Source organism: Teichococcus coralli (assembly GCF_009829925.1).
Lineage (GTDB): Bacteria > Pseudomonadota > Alphaproteobacteria > Acetobacterales > Acetobacteraceae > Pseudoroseomonas > Pseudoroseomonas coralli.
In genome coordinates this window covers 252,736-269,755 of record NZ_SNVJ01000003.1, presented here as the reverse complement: position 1 = coordinate 269,755, position 17,020 = coordinate 252,736, and the positions used below count along the sequence as shown (strand labels likewise).

Below are 17,020 nucleotides of genomic sequence, written 5' to 3'. Positions count from 1 at the left end.
CACGGGCGGCCGCCTAGGAAGCGGAAGGCGGGCTCGCCGGCCCCCGGCCGGGGCTAGGGCGGAAAGCCATAAAGCAAGGCGGCATTCTCCACCAGGATACGATGCCGCAGGGCGGCCTCCGGCGCCCATTCGGCCAGCAGGTCCAGCAGCGCCTTTTCGTCCGGCTTCGGCTCCGGCGTCTTCGGGTGCGGCCAGTTGGAGCCCCAGACCACGCGCTCCGGCGCCGCCGCGATCAGCGCGCGGGCGAGGGCGGAAACATCGGCGTAATCCGGCGGTCCGCTGCGCGACACGCCATAGGGCGAGGAGGCCTTCACCCAGACCCGCCCCGTCTCCACCAGCCGCAGCAGGCAGCGGAAGGCCGGGTGGTCGGGCGCGACCGGCTCCTCGAAGCGGCCGATATGGTCAATGACGACCGGGCATTCCAGGCTGCGGATCAGCGCCTCGCGCTCCGGCAGCTCGCCGCCGTCGAACTGCAGCTGCACATGCCAGCCGAACGGCGCGACCCGCGCCGAGAGCCGCTGCAACTCGGACCAGGGCACCAGGCCGCCCTGCATCATGAAGGCGCGCGCGCCCCTCGCGCCCTGCGCGGCCAGGCGCGCGAGCTCCGCCTCCTGCGTGTCGGCCGCCACCACCACCACGGCGCGGGCCGCCGCCGGTCCGAGCGCCGCCACCGCGTCCAGGGTGCAGCGGTTGTCGGCGCCATAGGCGGTCGGCTGCACCACGATCACGCGCGAAAGGCCAAGCCGCGCCATCACCTGCCGATAGGCGGCGAGCGTCCCCTCGGAAGGCACCGGCGCGGGGTTGGTGGGCGCCACCGGGTAGCGGGCGGGGTCGCCGTAGATGTGCATGTGGCAGTCGCAGGCGCCCTCCGGGATGGGAGGCGGGGCTTCCGGCATGGCGGGGACGTTTCCCTTTTCGTGCCGGAACGGTCCGGGGAAGGCATGATTCCCGGATGACCGCCGCCGGCCTTCGACTAAGCTTTCCGGCAAGATTAAGGAGGAGACCAGGAAATGATCAAGCGACGCGGCCTGCTGGCCGCCGCCGCCGGCATTGCGGCGAGCCCGGCCCGGGCGCAGGGCGGCGCTGCCTGGCAGCCGCGCGGCCCCCTGGAGATCATTGTCGGCTTCGCGCCCGGCGGCGGCGCCGATCTGGCCGCGCGTGCCATCGCGCAGGCGGCCGCCTCGCGCTTTCCCGTCCCGCTGGTGGTGATCAACAAGGCAGGCGCCGGCGGTGCGCTGGCGGCGCAGCAGGTGGCGGGCCTGCCGCCGGACGGGCAGGCGCTGCTGGTCGGTGGCGGCAGCGAAAGCACCTCGCTGCCCGCCTTCCGCGAGGTGCCCTACGATCCCAAGCGCTCCTTCCGCGCCATTCTCCGCCTGACGCGGCAGCCGCTGCTCGTCGTTGCCGGCAAGCGCGGCCGCTTCGCCGACCTGAAGGCGGCGGTGGAAGCCGCCCGCGCCCAGCCCGGCACCGTCAGCCATGCCTCCTCCGGCATCGGCTCGCTCTACCACGCCGTCTTCCTGCTGCTGGGCAAGGCGGCCGGCGTGGAGTTCCTGCATGTGCCCTATACCGGCGGCGGGCCCTCGCTGCAGGCGCTGCTGGCGGGCACGGTGGAACTGGCCGTGCTGGCGCCGGAGGAAATGGGCGGCCTCGCGGCCGATGGCGAGGTGCGGCCGCTGGCCGTGGCCTCGGCCGGGCGCCTGCCCGCCTTCCCCGCCGTGCCTACCCTGCGCGAACTGGGCTGGAACGTCGAGATCGAGAACATGAAGGGGCTGATGGGGCCGGCCGGCATGCCGGACGCGGTGGCCACCTCGCTCCACGACCGCTTCCGGGCGGCCATGTCGGATCCGGCCTGGCAGACCTTCCTGGAGCGCACCGGCGCCACCGAGGGCTACCTGAACGGCCCCGCCTTCCAGGCGGCGATGGACCGCCTGCTCGACCAGGTCAGCGCCGCCGTCCGGCAGACCTGATCCGCTCCGGCCGGGCGGTTCCGCCGCCCGGCCACTCCCCTCCCGCCCGGCTCAGCCGAGCGTCGAGAGGTCCATCGGCGCGGCGACCCAGTCATAGCCGCCGTCGCTGTGGCGGCTGACATGACCGAGCCCGGGCCAGGGGAAATGGTAGGACAGCACCGGCGTCCGGTCGGTGGCCAGCCGGTCCAGCATCCGGCTGCGCGACTGCGCCGACTGCTTCGGGTCGGTGTCGAAGGAGAACTCCCAGAGCGGCTTGCGCAGCAGCAGGACGTGGTGATGCGCCAGGTCGCCGGTGTTCATCATCATCTGGTTGCCGCTGCGGATGGCGTAGCAGTGATGGCCGACCGTGTGGCCGGGGGTCGAGAGCGCCACCACGCCCGGCGTCACCTCCTGCTCGTCCCGCACCATCACCATGCGGTCGCGGTAGGCGGAGAGGTTCTTCTTGGCGCCCTCGATGAAGGAGGTCATGAAGGCCGGGCCGCGCTTGTTGTTGTCGTCGGTCCAGTACTTCAGGTCGGCCTCGCTGACCGCCACCTGCGCGTTGGGGAAGGTGCGGTTGCCCTGCGCGTCCACCAGCGCCCAGCAATGGTCGCAATGGGCATGGGTCAGCACCACGAGGTCGATCTGCTCCGGCTCGATGCCGGCGGCGCGCATGTTGGCGAGCATCTTGCCCGTGGTCGGGCCGAACATCTTGCTGTCCGCGCCCATGCTCTCGCCCATGCCGGTATCGAACAGGATGAGCTGCCGCCCCGTGTTCAGCACGAGCACGTTCTGTTCCAGCGTCGCGGCGTCGGGCGGCAGGAAATTGTCCTGCAGCAGGCCGTTGATCTCCTGCGGCGGCGAGGCGGGGAAGGCGGGCTCCGGCTTGCCCAGCGGCAGCCGGCCATCGGAGATCACTGTCGCCTCGTAGTCCCCGAAGTGGAACCGGTGCCAGGCCGGCGGCAGCGTGTTGCGGAAGGGCGCGGCGGCATGGCTGATGCCGGCCGGCAGCGCGGCGAGCGCGGCGGCTCCCGCCAGCAGGCCACGACGGGTCACCTGTGTCATGAGTTCCTCCCTCGGCCCGGTCCGGGCGTTGCTTCTTGCCTCGGCGCGCGCCGGCCCGCAGTGCAGCCGTGGCACGCGGGCGAAGAGGAACACAACTCTGCCGTGCGGAAACAATGCATTCTGATTTCGCAATAATAACTGTTTGGTGACCGTGTCGCTCTCGCTTCTTGGAAGCGGCTTGCCTCCCATGCCACACTGAAACGAGAGCCGAACAACAAGGCCCGACCGGAGGACGCGTCCCATGCCGCACCCGAAATCCGTCGCCCCGCCTCCCTCCAGCACGGGGCTGCCGCCGCTTGGCCGGCGCGGCATGCTCCAGGCCGGCCTGGCCGCCGGCAGCCTGCTGCTGGCTGGCCGCACCGCGCAGGCGCAGCGCAGCAAGCCGCAGGAAATCAAGATCGGCATCGCCACCTACCTGTCCGGCCCCGCCAGCGTCTTCGGCGTGCCGGGGCGGCAGGCGGCCGAGATGCTGTTCGACCAGCTCAACGCGCAAGGTGGCATCGGCGGCGTGAAGGTCCGCCCCATCTTCGTGGACGAGGGGCCGGGCGTGGACCATGTCGTCGGCGAGTTCCGCCGCCTGGCGCAGAGCGAGGACGTGGACCTCATCTTCTCCGCCATCTCCTCCGCCGACTGCCTGGCCTGCGCCCCCCTGGCCGATGAGCTGAAGCGCCTGACCATCCTGTGGGACTGCGGCACCCAGCGCATCTTCGAGGAGGCGCACTACGACTACGCCTTCCGCACCCAGGCCAACGCGACGCCGGAAGTGCTGGCGGCGCTGCTCTACCTGCTGAAGGTGAAGCCCGATTTCCGCAGCCTCGCGGTGGTCAACCAGGACTATGCCTGGGGCCGCGATTCCTGGGACATCTGGCGCACCGCGATGAACACGCTCAAGCCGGGCGTGCGCGTGGTGGCCGAGCTGTTCCCGCGCTTCGGCGCCACCGACTACTCCACCGAGATCACCCGCCTGCTCGCGCTGCGCCCGGACGTGGTGTTCTCCACCGCCTGGGGCGGGGACCTCGACACGCTGATCCGGCAATCCGCCGACCGCCGCCTCTTCGAGCGCAGCACCTTCGTGCTGCCGCTGGCGGAATCCTCGATGGAGCGCGTCGGTAAGGCGCTGCCCGCCGGCCACGTCGTCGGAGCCCGCGGCGACCACTGGTTCCTGCACCCCAACCCGCGCGACCCCGAGCTGCTGCGCCGCTTCACCAACGACTTCCGCCAGCGCTTCGGCACCTACCCGATCTATTCCTGCCACCACATGGCGCAGGCCGTCTTCGCCACCAAGGCGGCCTATGAGAAGGCCCTGCAGGCCAAGGGCGGCGGCTGGCCGGCCGATGCCGAGCTGGCCCAGGCTTTCCGCGGCCTGGAATTCCCCTCGCTGACCAGCACGGTGAAGATCCGCGAGGACGGGCAGGGGCTGGAGGATCAGATCATCGGCACCACGGTGGCCGCGGACGCCTATCCCTTCCCGGTGCTCACCGACATGGTGGTGTTCAAGGGCGAAAGCATCACCACCCCGGTCGGCCAGAAGAGCGCCGACTGGCTGAAGACGCTGAAGCCCTCCATCCTGGACAGCGTTCCGCAGCCGATCGCCTACAAGCCCTGAACCGATGGCGGACTGGCTCGCCCAGAACGGGCTGCTGCTCGGCCTCGCCGCGCTGGACGGACTGTCCAACGCGGCGGCGATCTTCATGGTGGCGGTGGGGCTGAACCTGGTCTTCGGCGTGTTGCGCGTGCTGAACGTCGCCCATGGCAGCCTCTACGCCATCGGCGGCTACACGGCGGCCTCGCTGGGCCTGCTGCTCGCCGCCAGCGGCCTGCCGGAATGGTTCTCCCTGCCGCTGCTGCTGGTCGCGGCGCTGCTGGTCGGCGCCGTGCTCGGACCGCCGATCGAGAAGCTGCTGCTGCGCCCCACCCGCCGGTACGAGCCGGTGCTGCAGCTCCTCATCACCTTTGCCCTGTTCATGATCCTGGAGGATTTGCAGAAGCTCGTCTGGGGCGTGCAGCCGGTGGTGAACGACGCGCCGCTGCGCCTGCTCGGCACGGTGGACGTGCCCTTCGGCGCCGACGTCATCCCCTTCACCACCTATCAGCTCTTCGTGCTTCCCGGCGTGGCGCTGGTGACGCTGATCGCGCTCGCCTGGTTCCTGCGGCGCACCCTCTCCGGCCGCATGATCGTCGCCGTCACCGCCGATGCCGAGGCGGCGCGGGCGATGGGCATCGATGCCGGCCGCGTCATGCTGCTCACCTTCACCGCCGGCGCGGCGCTGGCGGCGCTGGGCGGCGCGCTGGCCTCGCCCACCGTCTCGCTGGTGCCGGGGGTGGGCGCGCAGACCATCGTGCTCTCCTTCGCCGTGGTGGCCACCGCGGGGCTCGGCCAGATCGAGGGCGCCGCGATCGCCGCCCTGCTGATCGGCCTCGGCCGCGCCTTCGCCGTCTATTTCGAGCCGGAGCTGGAGGTCGTCATTCCCTACCTCATCATGGTGGTGGTGCTGCTGGTGCGTCCCCAGGGCCTGTTCGGCGTGGTGGAGACCCGGCGGATATGAGGCGCCACGCCGACCTCATCCTGGCCCTGCTCGGCGCGTTGGCCGTGCTGGCCCTGGCCTGGGCGGTGCCCTGGCTGCGCTTCGTGCTGACCATCGCGCTCGCCAAGGGCCTCGCGGTGCTCGGCATCCTGCTGCTGCTGCGTGCCGGGCAGGTGAGTTTCGGCCATGCGCTGTTCGTCGCCTTCGCCGCTTATGTGGTCGCCTTCCTGGCGCCGCTCGTGCCGGAAGTGCTGCTGCTGCTTCCTCTCGCGGCACTCGGCTCGGCGCTGCTGGGCCTGCTCATCGGCCTGTTCGTGGTGCGCTACCGCGAGATCTTCTTCGGCATGCTGAACCTGGCGCTCAGCATGGTCTTCTACTCCGTGCTGGAGAAGTTCTACGCCGTCACCCACGGCACCGACGGCATCCGTCTCGCGCCCACCACCTTCGCCGGCATGTCGCTGGAGGGCGCCGCGCAGGGCTGGTCGGCGCTGCTGCTGGCGCTGGCTCTGTCGCTCGGCTTCGGCGCGCTGGTGCGGCTGTACCTGGCCTCGCCGATGGGGCAGGCGCTGGCCGGCATCAAGACGCGCGAGGCGCGGCTGGAGTTCATGGGCGTCTCGGCCCGGCGGGTGCTGCTCTCGGCCTATGTGCTCTCGGCCTGCATGGCCGGCTGCGGCGGCGCGCTGATCGCCATGACCACGCGCCACGTCACCCCCGCTCTGGCCTACTGGACCGCCTCGGGCGAGCTGGTCTTCATCGCCATCCTCGGCGGCGCCGGCAGCGTGCTCGGCCCCTTCCTCGGCGCCCTGGCCTACGAGCTGACCCGCGTCTATGCCGCCGCGCTGGTGGCCGATGCCTGGCAGATGATCCTCGGCGCCGTGCTGCTGCTGGTCATCCTGTTCGCTCCGGGCGGCCTCTGGGGCATGGGCCGGACGCTTCTCGCGCGGCGGCGCTCGGCATGAGCGCCCTTCTGGAGGCGCGCGGCCTGCGCCTGGCCTTCGGCGGCGTCCGCGCGGCCGACGGCATCGACCTTTCGGTGGAGGAGGGCGAGTTCCTCGCCATCATCGGCCCCAACGGCGCCGGCAAGACCACCTTCATCAACATGACCACCGGCTACCTGCGCCCGCAGGCCGGCGAGATCACCTTTCGCGGCCGCCGCATCCTCGGCCTGCCGCCGCGCCGCATCGTCCGCCTCGGCATCGCCCGGTCCTTCCAGTTGCCGCAGCTTTTCACCGAGCACACGGTGCTGGAGAACATGGCGCTGGCCATCGCCGCGCGCGAGGGCCCGTGGTCCCCGCTGAAAACCCTGCTGCGCCCCGCCTGGCGCGACGAGGCAATGGCCCTGCTCGGCAGCTTCGGCCTGGCGCCCCTGGCGGACCAGCGGGGGGACGCGCTGAACGAGGGTGCGCGCAAGCTGGCCGACATCGCCATGGCGGTGGCCTTGAAGCCGCGCCTGCTGCTGATGGACGAGCCCACCAGCGGGGTCGCCGCCGCCGAGAAGATGGCGGTGGTGGAAACCCTCGCGCGGGTGTTGCGCCAGTCCGGCGTCACGGCGGTCTTCGTGGAGCATGACATGGAGGTGGTGGACCGCTTCGCCGACCGCGTCGCCGTCTGGGGGCAGGGGCGGATCATGGCGCTCGGCCCGCCGCAGGCCATCCTCGCCGACCCGCAGGTGCGGCGGGACGTCATCGGCATCATCCCGGAGGAGGAGGCGGGCCGTGCTCCGGCTTGAGGGCGTCTCGGTGGCGATCGAGGGCGCGCCGGTGCTGCGCGAGGTGGCGCTGCACGTGCCGCCGGGCGGCCGCGTGGCGCTGATCGGCCGCAACGGCGCCGGCAAGACGACGACCCTGCGCGCGCTGATGGGCCTGCTGCCAGTCCAGCAGGGCCGGATCGCGCTGGACGGCCAGGACGCCGGTGGCATCCCGGCGCATCACCGCGCCCGCATGGGCATCGGCTACGCCCCGGAGGAGCGCCGGCTGTTCGGCGGCTTCACGGTGCGGGACAACCTGCTGCTGCCGGCCCAGGTGCTGCGCCTGCCGCGCGCCGAGCTGGAGCGCCGGCTCGGCCTGGTTCTCACTCTGCTGCCGGAGCTGCGCGACGTGGCCCCGCGCCGGGCGGCGGGGCTCTCGGGCGGGCAGGGAAAGATGGTGGCGCTGGGCCGGGCGCTGATGGTCGGCACCCGCGCCGTGCTGCTGGACGAGCCCTTCCAGGGCCTCGCCCCTGCCCTGGCGCTGCGCTACGCCGAGGCCCTGGCCCGCTTGCGCGAAGCCCTGCCGGAGGTCGCCATCCTGATCACCGAGAGCAGCCCGGCCCTTCTGCGTTCCCTGGTGGACCGCAGCTATGTCATCGAGCGGGGCGAGATCGCGCCGGCCTGACCGCCCGCCCGGCGCCCCGAAGGGCGCCATCGCGGCCTTCGGGGCTCCTGCGCTCCGCAGGCCGGCGGGAGGTCCGGAAACCTCAGCTTCCTTCCGGTAGGTTTGGGAGGCGGAGCCTCCCGGAAGCTTCGCCCGCGCGGCTGAGCCGCACCGGATCGGCACGGGCCGGCGGCAGGCTTCGCGCCGGGCGCGGGGGCCAGCCCCGCGCCCGGCCATTCAAAACCCGCGCCGCCCCCCGGCGCGGCGCCGGGCGCTCAGGCGGTGCGCCCGCCGGTGGCGGCCCTGCGGGACCAGAGGTGCCAGGCGATGAAGGCCGCGGTCGCGATGAAGCCGAGGCTGTCCGTCAGCGGCACCGCCGCCACCAGCAGCACCGCCGCGAGGAAGGCCCAGGCCCGCTCCCAAAGCCGGATCGGCCGCAGCAGGAAGCCCACCGCCGTCGCGCCCCAGAGGCCGATCGCCAGCACCGCCTTCAGCAGCACGTAGAGCACGGCGGGAACATAGCCGACGCTCTCGGCCAATGGCCCGCCGTCCTGCAGCATCAGCACCGGCGCATAGACCGCCATGAACGGCACCGCGAAGCCGGCGATCGCCACGCGCATCGCCTGCAGCCCGATCTTCAGCCCGCTCTCGCGCGCGATCGGCGCCGCGGCGAAGGCGGCCAGCGCCACCGGCGGCGTCAGGTCCGCCATGATGCCGAAGTAGAAGACGAACATGTGGCTGACGAGCAGCGGCACGCCGAGCTGCAGCAGCGCCGGCCCGGCGATCGAGGAGGTGATGATGTAATTCGGGATGGTCGGGATGCCCATGCCGAGGATCAGGCAGATCAGCATGGTCAGCAGCAGCGAGGCGAAGAGGCTGTTCTGCCCCACCGCCACCACGGCGCCGGCGAAGGTGGTGGCCGAGCCGGTCAGCGACAGCACGCCGATGATGACGCCCACCAGCGCGCAGGCGATGCCCACCGGCAGCGCCTGGCGCGCGCCGTCGGCCAGCGCCTCGCCGCAGAGCTTCAGCGTCTCGCGGCCGCCCTTGCGCACCGCGTTCACCAGGATCAGCAGCGCCACCACGGCGATCACCACGCCGATGCCATAGGCCAGGAAGGCCGCCGACATCAGGCCGAGCGCGATCCAGAAGGCCACCCGCAGCGCCGCCTGCCCCATGCCGAGCGCGATCGGCGCGCCGAGCACGATCATCGCGGTCAGGCCCAGGCCGATGGTGCCGGCATAGAGCGGCGTGTAGCCGGCCAGCAGCAGGTAGACGAGGATGGCCAGCGGCAGCAGCAGGAACCAGCCCTTGCGCAGCGCGGCGAGGGCGTTGGGGCACTGCTCCTTCGGCACGCCGAGCAGGCCGAGCCGCCCGGCTTCCAGATGCACCATCCAGAAGGCGGTCATGAAGTAGAGGATGGCCGGCACGATCGCCGCCTCCACCACCTGCAGATAGGGGATGCCCAGGCTCTCGGCCATGATGAAGGCGACCGCGCCCATCACCGGCGGCATGATCTGCCCGCCCATCGAGGCGGTGGCCTCGACGCCGCCGGCGAAGGCGGCGCGGAAGCCGAAGCGCTTCATCAGCGGGATGGTGAACTGCCCGACCGCCACCACGTTCGCCACGCCGGAGCCGCTGATCGTGCCCATGAAGGCCGAGGCCACCACCGCCACCTTCGCCGGCCCGCCGCGCGTGTGCCCGACGGTGCCGAGCGCCACGTCGGTGAACAGCGAGATCATCCCCGCGCGCTCCAGGAAGGCGCCGAACAGGATGAACAGGAAGATGTAGGTGGAGGAGACGTAGGTCGGCGTGCCGTAGATGCCCTCGGTGCCGAGATAGAGCGTGTCGATGATCTGGTCGTAGCCGAAGGGCCGGTGGTCCAGCGGCGGCGGCAGGTACTCGCCGTAGAGGCCGTAGAGCAGGAAGACCAGGCAGATCAGCGGCAGCGACGGCCCCATCAGCCGGAAGCCGGCCAGGAAGACCAGCGCCACGACGAGGATGCCGACGGCGAGGTCCAGGTCGGTCGGCAGGCCGGCACGCTGGATCAGGTCGGCATAGAAGACCCAGTGGTAGAGCCCGGCGACAAAGGAGACCACCGCCAGCGCCGCCCAGAGGATGGCGGTCCAGTCGCCGCGCCGCCGGTTGGCCGTCAGGCCGAACAGCAGCAGCAGCAGGAAGCCCACATGCAGGGAGCGGACGATGGAACTGGGAAGCGAGGCATAGGCCGCCGTGTAGATCTGGAAGGCGGAGAAGATGAAGGCGATGGCTTTCAGCAGCATCCGGCCACCGGGCTCGCCCCAGCCCATGCCGCCATGCTCCACCGCCGCCGATTCCTCGACGGCGGTGGGGTGTCCGATGACCTCGGCGCTCATCGCGACGGCACCGCCGTGGCGGTGGTGCCGTGCCCGTTCGGTGGGGTCATGCCTTCTTGCGTTCCTTGAAGTAGCGCTCGGCGCCGGGATGCAGGGGGATGGGCGGGTTCTCGCCGGCGCTCTCGACCTCGATGCCCTTGGCCGCGGCTTGCGCCGCCACCAGGGCCGGGACGTTCTCGTAGATGACCTTCGCCATGTTGTAGACGAGGTCATCGGCGAGGCCGGCGCGGGTGACAAGGTAGTTCGGCACCGCCGCGGTGACCACTTCCGCATCCTGGCCGGTATAGGTGTTGGCCGGGATGATGGCCGCCTTGTAAGGGGCGCCGACCTTGGCGATCACATCCTTCGGCACCTCGACGATGTTGATGGGCACGGAGGTCGAGAGGTCGAGGATCGACGCGACGCCGAGACCGGCCGACTGCAGCGTGGCATCGAGCTGGCGGTTCTTCATCAGGTCGACGGATTCGCCGAAGGGCAGGTACTCGACCTTGCCGAGGTCCTTGTAGCTCAGCCCGGCGGCGGCCAGGATCGCGCGCGCGTTCAGCTCCGTGCCCGAGGCCGGCGCGCCGACCGAGAGGCGCTTGCCCTTCAGGTCCGCCAGCGTCTTGATGCCGGAGTCGCGCAACGCGGCGATCTGCACGTAGTTGGCGTAGATCGCGCCCACGCTGCGCAGCTTGTCAAGCTTCTGCGGGAAGCCCGCCTCGGCATTGCCCTCCCAGGCGAAGCCCATGGCGTCGCCCAGGCTCAGCGCCAGCTCACCGCGGCCGCGCTGCAGCAGGTTCAGGTTCTCGACCGAGCCCTTGGTGGCCTGCACCGAGGGGCGCACGCCGTCGATCTTCTCGGCGAACAGCTTGGAGATGGCCACGCCCAGCGGGTAGTAGACACCGGAGGTACCACCTGTCAGAATGTTAATGAACTCGGCCGCCTGGGCAGAGCGCAATCCGTGCAGCATCCATCCAGCGCCGGCGGTGGCCAGCATCAGGCTTCGACGTGAGAGCATGGCTTTTCTTTCCTCCTGTGCCGGCTTCTCTATGCCGCGCATCGGCATCCGGCAATGATCGCAGGCAGCGGGGCGCCCGCTCGCGGTGAACCGTGCGCGATCCTTCGGAGGTTTGGCGGCGATGTCAATTAAGGGCCAGCCCGGAGGCCGGCGCCGCCGCTGAAGCCGCTTCCGCTCCCCACAGGGCGGGAAAGCTTGTTCCGGCGAGAATGTCGAACGGCCGCTAACCTCTGCCGCCGGGGCATGGGATGCCCGCTCGGCTCCCCCTCCTTCTCCGGCTGCCGGAGCCCTGAAGGGTGGCAGCCTCCCGAGCCATGGCGGGCCTCAGCGCAGCAGGCTGTCCGCCGCGGCGCGCGCCGCCTCGGTGACGGTTTCGCCCGCTAGCATGCGGGCCAACTCCTCGCGGCGCGCCTGCGCATCGAGCGGCTCCACCCGCGTCTCGGCGCGATCGCCGCGCACGCCCTTCGCCACGCGCCAATGCCGGCTGCCGCGTGCCGCCACCTGCGGACTGTGGGTGACGACCAGCACCTGGAGCCGCTCGGCGACGCGCGCCAGCCGGTCGCCCACCGCCGCGGCGGTGGCACCGCCGATGCCGCTGTCCACCTCGTCGAAAACAAGCGTCGGCACCGGCGAGCCGCGCGCCAGCACCACCTTGAGCGCCAGCATCAGCCGCGACAACTCGCCACCGGAGGCGATCTTGTCCAGCGCGCCCGGCTTCTGGCCGGGATTGGTGGTCACCAGAAAGGTGACGCGGTCCTGGCCGTCGGCGGCCCAGGCGCGCTCCTCGCGCGCGGCGATCTCGATATGCAGCCGGGCGCGTTCCAGCTTCAACGGCGCCAGCTCCTGCGCCACCGCCTTCTCCAGCCGGCGCGCGGCCTCCGCCCGGGCGGCGGTCAATGCCTCGGCGGCGCGCGCATAGGCGGCGCGGGCCGCGCCGGCGGCCTGCTCCAGCGCGGCGGCGCGCTCCGCCCCCGCGTCCAGCGCGGCCAGCCGGCCGGCAAGGGACTGCAGCAGCCCCGGCAACTCGACCACCGCCACCGCGTGCTTGCGGGAGGCGGCGCGCAGCGCGAAGAGCCGCTCCTCCACCTGCTCCAGCCGGCGCGGATCGGGGCTGAGATCGGCGCTCAGCCGCTCCAGCATGGCTTCGGCCTCGGCCAGCGCATCCTGTGCCTGGCCCAGTGCGGCGAGGATCGGCGCGGCCTCCTCGTTGGGGGCGGGCAGGCGCTCCAGCGCGCGGGAGGCGTTGCGCAGGGCGGCGGCGGGGCCGGTGCTGCCGCGCCGGTCACGCGGCTGCAACTCGGAAAGCGCGGCGGCCACGGCCTCGGCGCGCCGCTCGCCCTGCTGCATGGCCTGCCTTTCCTCGGCGAGCGCCTCCTCCTCGCCTTCAAGCGGGGCAAGGGCGGAAAGCTCCTCGACGGCGTGGCGCAGCCATTCCTCGTCCCGCTGCGCCTGGGCGATGGCCTCCTGCGCCGCCTTCAGCGCGCGCTCGGCGCCACGCCATTCGCGAAAGGCCTCGCCGACCGCGTTGCGCCGCCCCTCCAGCCCGCCGAAGGCATCCAGCAGGGCGCCATGCGTCGCCGGATCGGCCAGCCCCACCTGGTCATGCTGGCCCTGCACCTCGACCAGCAGCGCGCCCAGGCGGCGCAGCAGCGTGACGCCCACCGGCTGGTCGTTGACGAAGGCGCGCGAGCGGCCATCGGCCTGCACCACGCGGCGCAGCACGAGGTCGTCCTCCGCTTCGATCCCCTGCTCGGCGAGGACGGCCTGGGCGGGGTGGTCGGAGGGCAGGTGGAAGCAGGCGGCCACCGAGCCTTGAGGCTGGCCGGTGCGGACCATGCCGGCCTCCGCCCGCTGCCCGAGGGCCAGGCCGAGGCTGTCGAGCAGGATGGACTTGCCGGCCCCGGTCTCGCCGGTCAGCACGGTCAGCCCGTCGCCAAGCGACAGGTCCAGCCGCTCGATCAGCACGATGTCGCGGATGGCAAGGGAGGTCAGCATGTTCGGGTCGCCGGCAGGTTCCGGCTCAGAAGATGCTGTTCCAGGCGCGGCTGAGGAGGCCCGGCCCGCTGCCATCGGCCGACCTGGCGCCCTGCACCAGCATGGCATAGGAATCCTGGTACCAGGGGCTGCCGGGATAGTTGTGGCCGAGCACGCTGGCGGATTTCCGCGCCTCATCTACCAGGCCCAGCGCGAGGTAGCACTCGGTCAGCCGGTGCAGCGCCTCGGGAACGTGGTTGGTGGTCTGGTAAGCCTCCACCACGCGCTTGAAGCGGCCGATGGCGGCGGAGTAGAGGCCGCGGCGCTCATAGAAGCGGCCGATGTTCATTTCCTGGCCGGCGAGATGGTCGCGCGCCAGGTCGATCTTCAGCCGCGCGTCGCGGGCATAGGCGCTCTCGGGGAAGCGGTTCGCCACTTCCTGCAGCTGGGCGAGGGCGATCTCGGTGCCGCGCTGGTCGCGCTGCGCGTCCACGATCTGCTCGTAATAGCAGAGCGCGCGCAGGTAATAGGCGTAGGCGATGTCGCGATGCGCCGGATGCAGCTGGATGAAGCGGTCCAGCGCGCCGATCGCCTCGGTGTAGCGGTTGCGCATGTAGTCGGAATAGGCCGACATCAGGCGCGCGCTGGTCGCCCAGGTGGAGTAGGGATGCTCCCGCTCCACCCCGTCGAAGAACTCGACGGCCTGCTGATAGCGCTCCTGGCGCAGCGCATCGAGGCCGGCGGCGTAGAGCGCCTCCGGCGACTGCGAGGCCATCGCGACCTGCGCATCCGGGCGGAGCGAGCTGTCTTTGCCGTTCCATTGGCTACAGGCGCCCGCCAGCAGCGGCAGGGCCAGGAGCAGGGAGAGGCGGGAGGTCCGGGTCAAACGGGGGATGCGCATGGCTGCCGCTCTATACCATGCCCCCCCTCCAAGACGAAGAGGGGGCGGATGGCAGCCCGCAAGCCGCCCTTGACGGTGTTTTCAGGCCGCGACCGGTTCCAGCACGCCCTGCGGGACCGACTGGCCGGCCGGGGTGGCGGCGAAGCCCGCATCGCGCCAGCGCCAGGCCGAAGCGTCGGCGAAAAGCGCGCGCAGCAGCCGGTTGTTCAGCGCGTGGCCCGAGCGGCTGCCGGCGAAGCGGGCGGAAAGCGGCGCGCCGGCCAGGGCGAGGTCGCCCACCACGTCCAGCAGCTTGTGCCGCACGCACTCGTCGTCAGAGCGCAGGCCGCCCGGGTTCAGCACCAGCGGCCCGTCCACCACCACGGCATTGTCCAGGCTGCCGCCCAGCGCCAGGCCAGCGGCGCGCAACCGCGCCACGTCCTCGGCCATGGTGAAGGTGCGGGCGCTCGCCAGGCCGGCGCGGAAGGCGCTCTCCGTCACCCGCAGGGACAGGCTCTGGTGGCCGATCACCGGCGAGGGGAAGTCGATCTCCAGCGCGGCCTCGAAGCCGGGCGTCTCGGTCGGATAGAGCGCGACCCAGGCCGCGCCCGGCCCTTCGCCATCCTGCACGCGAACCGGCTTCAGCACCTCGATGGTGGCACGCGGCATGGCCGTCGTGGCGATGCCGGCGCAATCGATCAGGAAGATGAAGGGCGCCGCCGAGCCATCCAGGATCGGCACCTCGGGCCCGTCCACCTCGACCACCGCGTCATCGATGCCGCAGGCGGCGAGCGCGGCCATCACATGCTCGATGGTGCCGATCCGCACATGCGGCTGGTCGGGCAGGGCGAGGGCGGTGCAGAGCCGGGTGTCGGACACCAGGTCGAAGCGGGCGGGAAGATCAACGCCGAGATCGGTGCGCCGGAAGGTGACGCCGGCGCCTGCGACGGCCGGGCGCAGGGTCAGGCTGACACGGCGGCCGGAGTGGAGGCCGATGCCGACGCAGCCGATTGGCGCCTTCAGCGTCCTGCGTCGCTCCGTGCCTGCTGCGAGGAAACCGTCCATCACTGCCCCTGGTCGTTCACTGCAAGGCGGAGGGATCTAGGCTTGCTCCGCCGAGGCTCTAGATGGCACTGCCGCATCGCCAGCGCGAGTCAACGCTTATTTCCGATTATTTCACTCTAGCTTCAGCCCATAGGCCCTTGAATTCAGGCACCTATTGCGGCGCAAAAAAAAGCCCCGCGCCGAAGCGCGGGGCCGGGTGCGTCACCGCCCTGCCGAGCCGGTCAGTTGTTCTGGCGACGCAGGAAGGTGGGAATGTCAAGCCCCATTTCCTCGTTCTGCGGGGCGGCGGGCGCCTGCGGCTGGGCAGCCGCCGGGCGCGGCGCCGCCGGCTGCGGCGCGGCCGGGCGGGGGGCCGGCGCCATCTCGGCCTCGGTGCCGAGATTGCGGCGCATCAGGCCGGTCGCCTTGCGGAACAGGTTGAAGCCACCGCCGCCTGCGGGCGGTGCGGAGACCGGCGGGGGGGCCATCGGGCGCGGCGCGGCGGCCGGCGCGCGGAGGCCGGCATCCGGCTGCACCACCGCGGCCGGCATGTCCTCGGGCGAGGGGGCTTCCGGCGCCAGGCCGGCCGGGGCCGCCTCATAGGCGGTCGGCGGCGGCGCGGCGGGAGCGACCGGCGCGGCGGAGGCCATGCCCGCGGGGCGGCGCGGCGCGCCCGCGCTCGGCCCGCCGACGCGCACCGGCGCGGCCGGCTGCGGCATCACCGGGCGGGACGTCATCGGGGCACCGGGGATGCCGCGCGGCATGGCCGGCGGCACGGCGGTGTTGGAGACCGCCTGCACCGGCGCCGCTCCGCCCACCGCGACCAGCTTGGGGCGCTCGGCGGCAACCTGCTCCACCACCGCGTCGATGCCCGTGGCCACGACGGAGACGCGCAGGCGGCCGTTCATGTCCTCGTCGATCGAGGAGCCGAAGATGATGTTGGCTTCCTCGTCCACCTCGCGGCGGATGCGGTTCGCGGCCTCGTCGACCTCGAACAGCGTCATGTCGTAGCCGCCGGTGATGTTGATCAGCACGCCCTTGGCGCCGAGCATCGAGGTGTCCTCGAGCAGCGGGTTGCTGATCGCCGCCTCGGCCGCCTTCACCGCGCGGTCCTCGCCCTCGGCCTCGCCGGTGCCCATCATCGCCTTGCCCATCTCGGCCATGACGGTGCGGATGTCGGCGAAGTCGAGGTTCACCAGGCCAGGGTTGACCATCAGGTCGGTGACGCCGCGCACGCCCATGTAGAGCACGTCGTCGGCCATCTTGAAGGCTTCGGCGAAGGTGGTGCGCTCGTTCGCCTTGCGGAAGAGGTTCTGGTTCGGGATGACGATCAGCGTGTCCACATAGGACTGCAGGTCCTCAAGACCGGCCTCCGCCGCACGCTTGCGCTTCGGCCCCTCGAAGTCGAAGGGACGGGTGACGACGCCAACCGTCAGGATGCCCCGCTCGCGCGCCATGCGCGCGATGACCGGCGCCGCGCCGGTGCCGGTGCCGCCCCCCATGCCCGCGGTGATGAACACCATGTGCATGCCCTCGAGGTGGCGCGCCAGGTCCTCGGTCGCCTCCTCCGCGGCGGCGCGGCCGATCTCCGGCTTCGCGCCCGCGCCGAGGCCCTGCGTCAGGTGCGGGCCGAGCTGGACGCGGCGCTCCGCGCGGCTGTTCACCAGCGCCTGCGCGTCGGTGTTCGCCACCAGGAATTCGACGCCGTCGAGTCCCATCGCGATCATGTTGTTGACCGCGTTGCAGCCCGCGCCACCGACACCGACGACGGTGATGCGCGGACTGAAATCGGTGTGCTGCTGGCGCGGGATCGTCAGGTTCAGCGTCATTGCAGCGAATCTCCTCGGCGTGCGGACGTGG

14 protein-coding genes are annotated in these 17,020 nt (G+C 71.7%); 6 read left to right on the top strand and 8 right to left on the bottom strand.

Features of this window, described 5'->3' with window-relative positions; all coding sequences use genetic code 11:
* Window positions 1-53: 53 nt before the first annotated feature.
* On the bottom strand, window positions 54-896 hold the full coding sequence (locus tag E0493_RS05165; RefSeq protein WP_160935850.1) for an amidohydrolase family protein: 843 nt from the start codon (window positions 894-896) through the stop codon (window positions 54-56).
* A gap of 114 nt (window positions 897-1,010) precedes the next feature.
* Between E0493_RS05165 and E0493_RS05160 the strand changes: the two genes are divergently transcribed.
* Window positions 1,011-1,967 carry a tripartite tricarboxylate transporter substrate binding protein gene (locus E0493_RS05160; RefSeq protein ID WP_160935849.1) on the top strand — a complete coding sequence of 319 codons (957 nt, stop codon included), beginning with the start codon at window positions 1,011-1,013 and terminating at the stop codon, window positions 1,965-1,967.
* A gap of 51 nt (window positions 1,968-2,018) precedes the next feature.
* On the opposite strand, the gene E0493_RS05155 is transcribed toward E0493_RS05160, so the two are convergent.
* Window positions 2,019-3,011, bottom strand: a complete 993-nt coding sequence (locus E0493_RS05155) for an MBL fold metallo-hydrolase (protein ID WP_160935848.1) — start codon at window positions 3,009-3,011, stop codon at window positions 2,019-2,021.
* Between the two features lie 241 nt (window positions 3,012-3,252).
* On the opposite strand from E0493_RS05155, the gene E0493_RS05150 reads away from it, so the two are divergent.
* From E0493_RS05150 to E0493_RS05130, 5 genes are read left to right on the top strand one after another with little or no spacing between them, the layout of a single operon-like run.
* Entirely contained in the window at window positions 3,253-4,617 is a 1,365-nt protein-coding gene (locus tag E0493_RS05150; protein WP_235913602.1) for an ABC transporter substrate-binding protein, read from the top strand.
* Between the two features lie 4 nt (window positions 4,618-4,621).
* On the top strand, window positions 4,622-5,557 hold the full coding sequence (locus E0493_RS05145) for a branched-chain amino acid ABC transporter permease (RefSeq protein ID WP_160935847.1): 936 nt from the start codon (window positions 4,622-4,624) through the stop codon (window positions 5,555-5,557).
* Window positions 5,554-6,495, top strand: a complete 942-nt coding sequence (locus E0493_RS05140) for a branched-chain amino acid ABC transporter permease (RefSeq protein ID WP_160935846.1) — start codon at window positions 5,554-5,556, stop codon at window positions 6,493-6,495. Before E0493_RS05145 ends, E0493_RS05140 begins: the two co-directional genes overlap by 4 nt.
* Window positions 6,492-7,265 (top strand): ABC transporter ATP-binding protein, encoded by a 774-nt coding sequence (locus E0493_RS05135; RefSeq protein ID WP_160935845.1) that lies wholly within the window; start codon window positions 6,492-6,494, stop codon window positions 7,263-7,265. The genes E0493_RS05140 and E0493_RS05135 overlap by 4 nt, the downstream gene beginning before the upstream one ends.
* On the top strand, window positions 7,252-7,908 hold the full coding sequence (locus E0493_RS05130) for an ABC transporter ATP-binding protein (RefSeq protein WP_160935844.1): 657 nt from the start codon (window positions 7,252-7,254) through the stop codon (window positions 7,906-7,908). Before E0493_RS05135 ends, E0493_RS05130 begins: the two co-directional genes overlap by 14 nt.
* A gap of 254 nt (window positions 7,909-8,162) precedes the next feature.
* Here the strand turns inward: E0493_RS05130 and E0493_RS05125 are convergent, their stop codons facing one another.
* The 6 genes from E0493_RS05125 to ftsZ all read right to left on the bottom strand — a co-directional run bounded on the left by E0493_RS05125 (window position 8,163) and on the right by ftsZ (window position 16,989).
* Complete coding sequence (locus E0493_RS05125; protein WP_235913601.1) at window positions 8,163-10,262, bottom strand: TRAP transporter permease; 2,100 nt, start codon at window positions 10,260-10,262, stop codon at window positions 8,163-8,165.
* A 46-nt stretch (window positions 10,263-10,308) separates the two neighbouring features.
* On the bottom strand, window positions 10,309-11,262 hold the full coding sequence (locus E0493_RS05120) for a TAXI family TRAP transporter solute-binding subunit (RefSeq protein WP_160935843.1): 954 nt from the start codon (window positions 11,260-11,262) through the stop codon (window positions 10,309-10,311).
* Window positions 11,263-11,586: 324 nt separating this feature from the next.
* Entirely contained in the window at window positions 11,587-13,257 is a 1,671-nt protein-coding gene (recN, locus tag E0493_RS05115; RefSeq protein WP_160935842.1) for a DNA repair protein RecN, read from the bottom strand.
* A 25-nt stretch (window positions 13,258-13,282) separates the two neighbouring features.
* The gene (locus E0493_RS05110) at window positions 13,283-14,137 is read right to left on the bottom strand and encodes an outer membrane protein assembly factor BamD (protein WP_160935841.1); all 855 of its coding nucleotides are present in this window, start codon (window positions 14,135-14,137) and stop codon (window positions 13,283-13,285) included.
* Between the two features lie 81 nt (window positions 14,138-14,218).
* The gene (gene lpxC / locus E0493_RS05105) at window positions 14,219-15,181 is read right to left on the bottom strand and encodes a UDP-3-O-acyl-N-acetylglucosamine deacetylase (RefSeq protein WP_160935840.1); all 963 of its coding nucleotides are present in this window, start codon (window positions 15,179-15,181) and stop codon (window positions 14,219-14,221) included.
* Between the two features lie 221 nt (window positions 15,182-15,402).
* Window positions 15,403-16,989, bottom strand: coding sequence for a cell division protein FtsZ (gene ftsZ / locus E0493_RS05100; protein ID WP_160935839.1), 1,587 nt, complete (start codon window positions 16,987-16,989; stop codon window positions 15,403-15,405).
* Between the last annotated feature and the right edge of the window lie 31 nt (window positions 16,990-17,020).

Bases quoted from the DNA above. Each gene is read 5' to 3' on its own strand.
- E0493_RS05165 (WP_160935850.1), bottom strand. From the start codon at position 896: ATGCCGGAAGCCCCGCCTCCCATCCCGGAGGGCGCCTGCGACTGCCAC.
- E0493_RS05160 (WP_160935849.1), top strand. From the start codon at position 1,011: ATGATCAAGCGACGCGGCCTGCTGGCCGCCGCCGCCGGCATTGCGGCG.
- E0493_RS05155 (WP_160935848.1), bottom strand. From the start codon at position 3,011: ATGACACAGGTGACCCGTCGTGGCCTGCTGGCGGGAGCCGCCGCGCTC.
- E0493_RS05150 (WP_235913602.1), top strand. From the start codon at position 3,253: ATGCCGCACCCGAAATCCGTCGCCCCGCCTCCCTCCAGCACGGGGCTG.
- E0493_RS05145 (WP_160935847.1), top strand. From the start codon at position 4,622: ATGGCGGACTGGCTCGCCCAGAACGGGCTGCTGCTCGGCCTCGCCGCG.
- E0493_RS05140 (WP_160935846.1), top strand. From the start codon at position 5,554: ATGAGGCGCCACGCCGACCTCATCCTGGCCCTGCTCGGCGCGTTGGCC.
- E0493_RS05135 (WP_160935845.1), top strand. From the start codon at position 6,492: ATGAGCGCCCTTCTGGAGGCGCGCGGCCTGCGCCTGGCCTTCGGCGGC.
- E0493_RS05125 (WP_235913601.1), bottom strand. From the start codon at position 10,262: ATGAGCGCCGAGGTCATCGGACACCCCACCGCCGTCGAGGAATCGGCG.
- E0493_RS05120 (WP_160935843.1), bottom strand. From the start codon at position 11,262: ATGCTCTCACGTCGAAGCCTGATGCTGGCCACCGCCGGCGCTGGATGG.
- recN (WP_160935842.1), bottom strand. From the start codon at position 13,257: ATGCTGACCTCCCTTGCCATCCGCGACATCGTGCTGATCGAGCGGCTG.
- E0493_RS05110 (WP_160935841.1), bottom strand. From the start codon at position 14,137: ATGCGCATCCCCCGTTTGACCCGGACCTCCCGCCTCTCCCTGCTCCTG.
- lpxC (WP_160935840.1), bottom strand. From the start codon at position 15,181: ATGGACGGTTTCCTCGCAGCAGGCACGGAGCGACGCAGGACGCTGAAG.
- ftsZ (WP_160935839.1), bottom strand. From the start codon at position 16,989: ATGACGCTGAACCTGACGATCCCGCGCCAGCAGCACACCGATTTCAGT.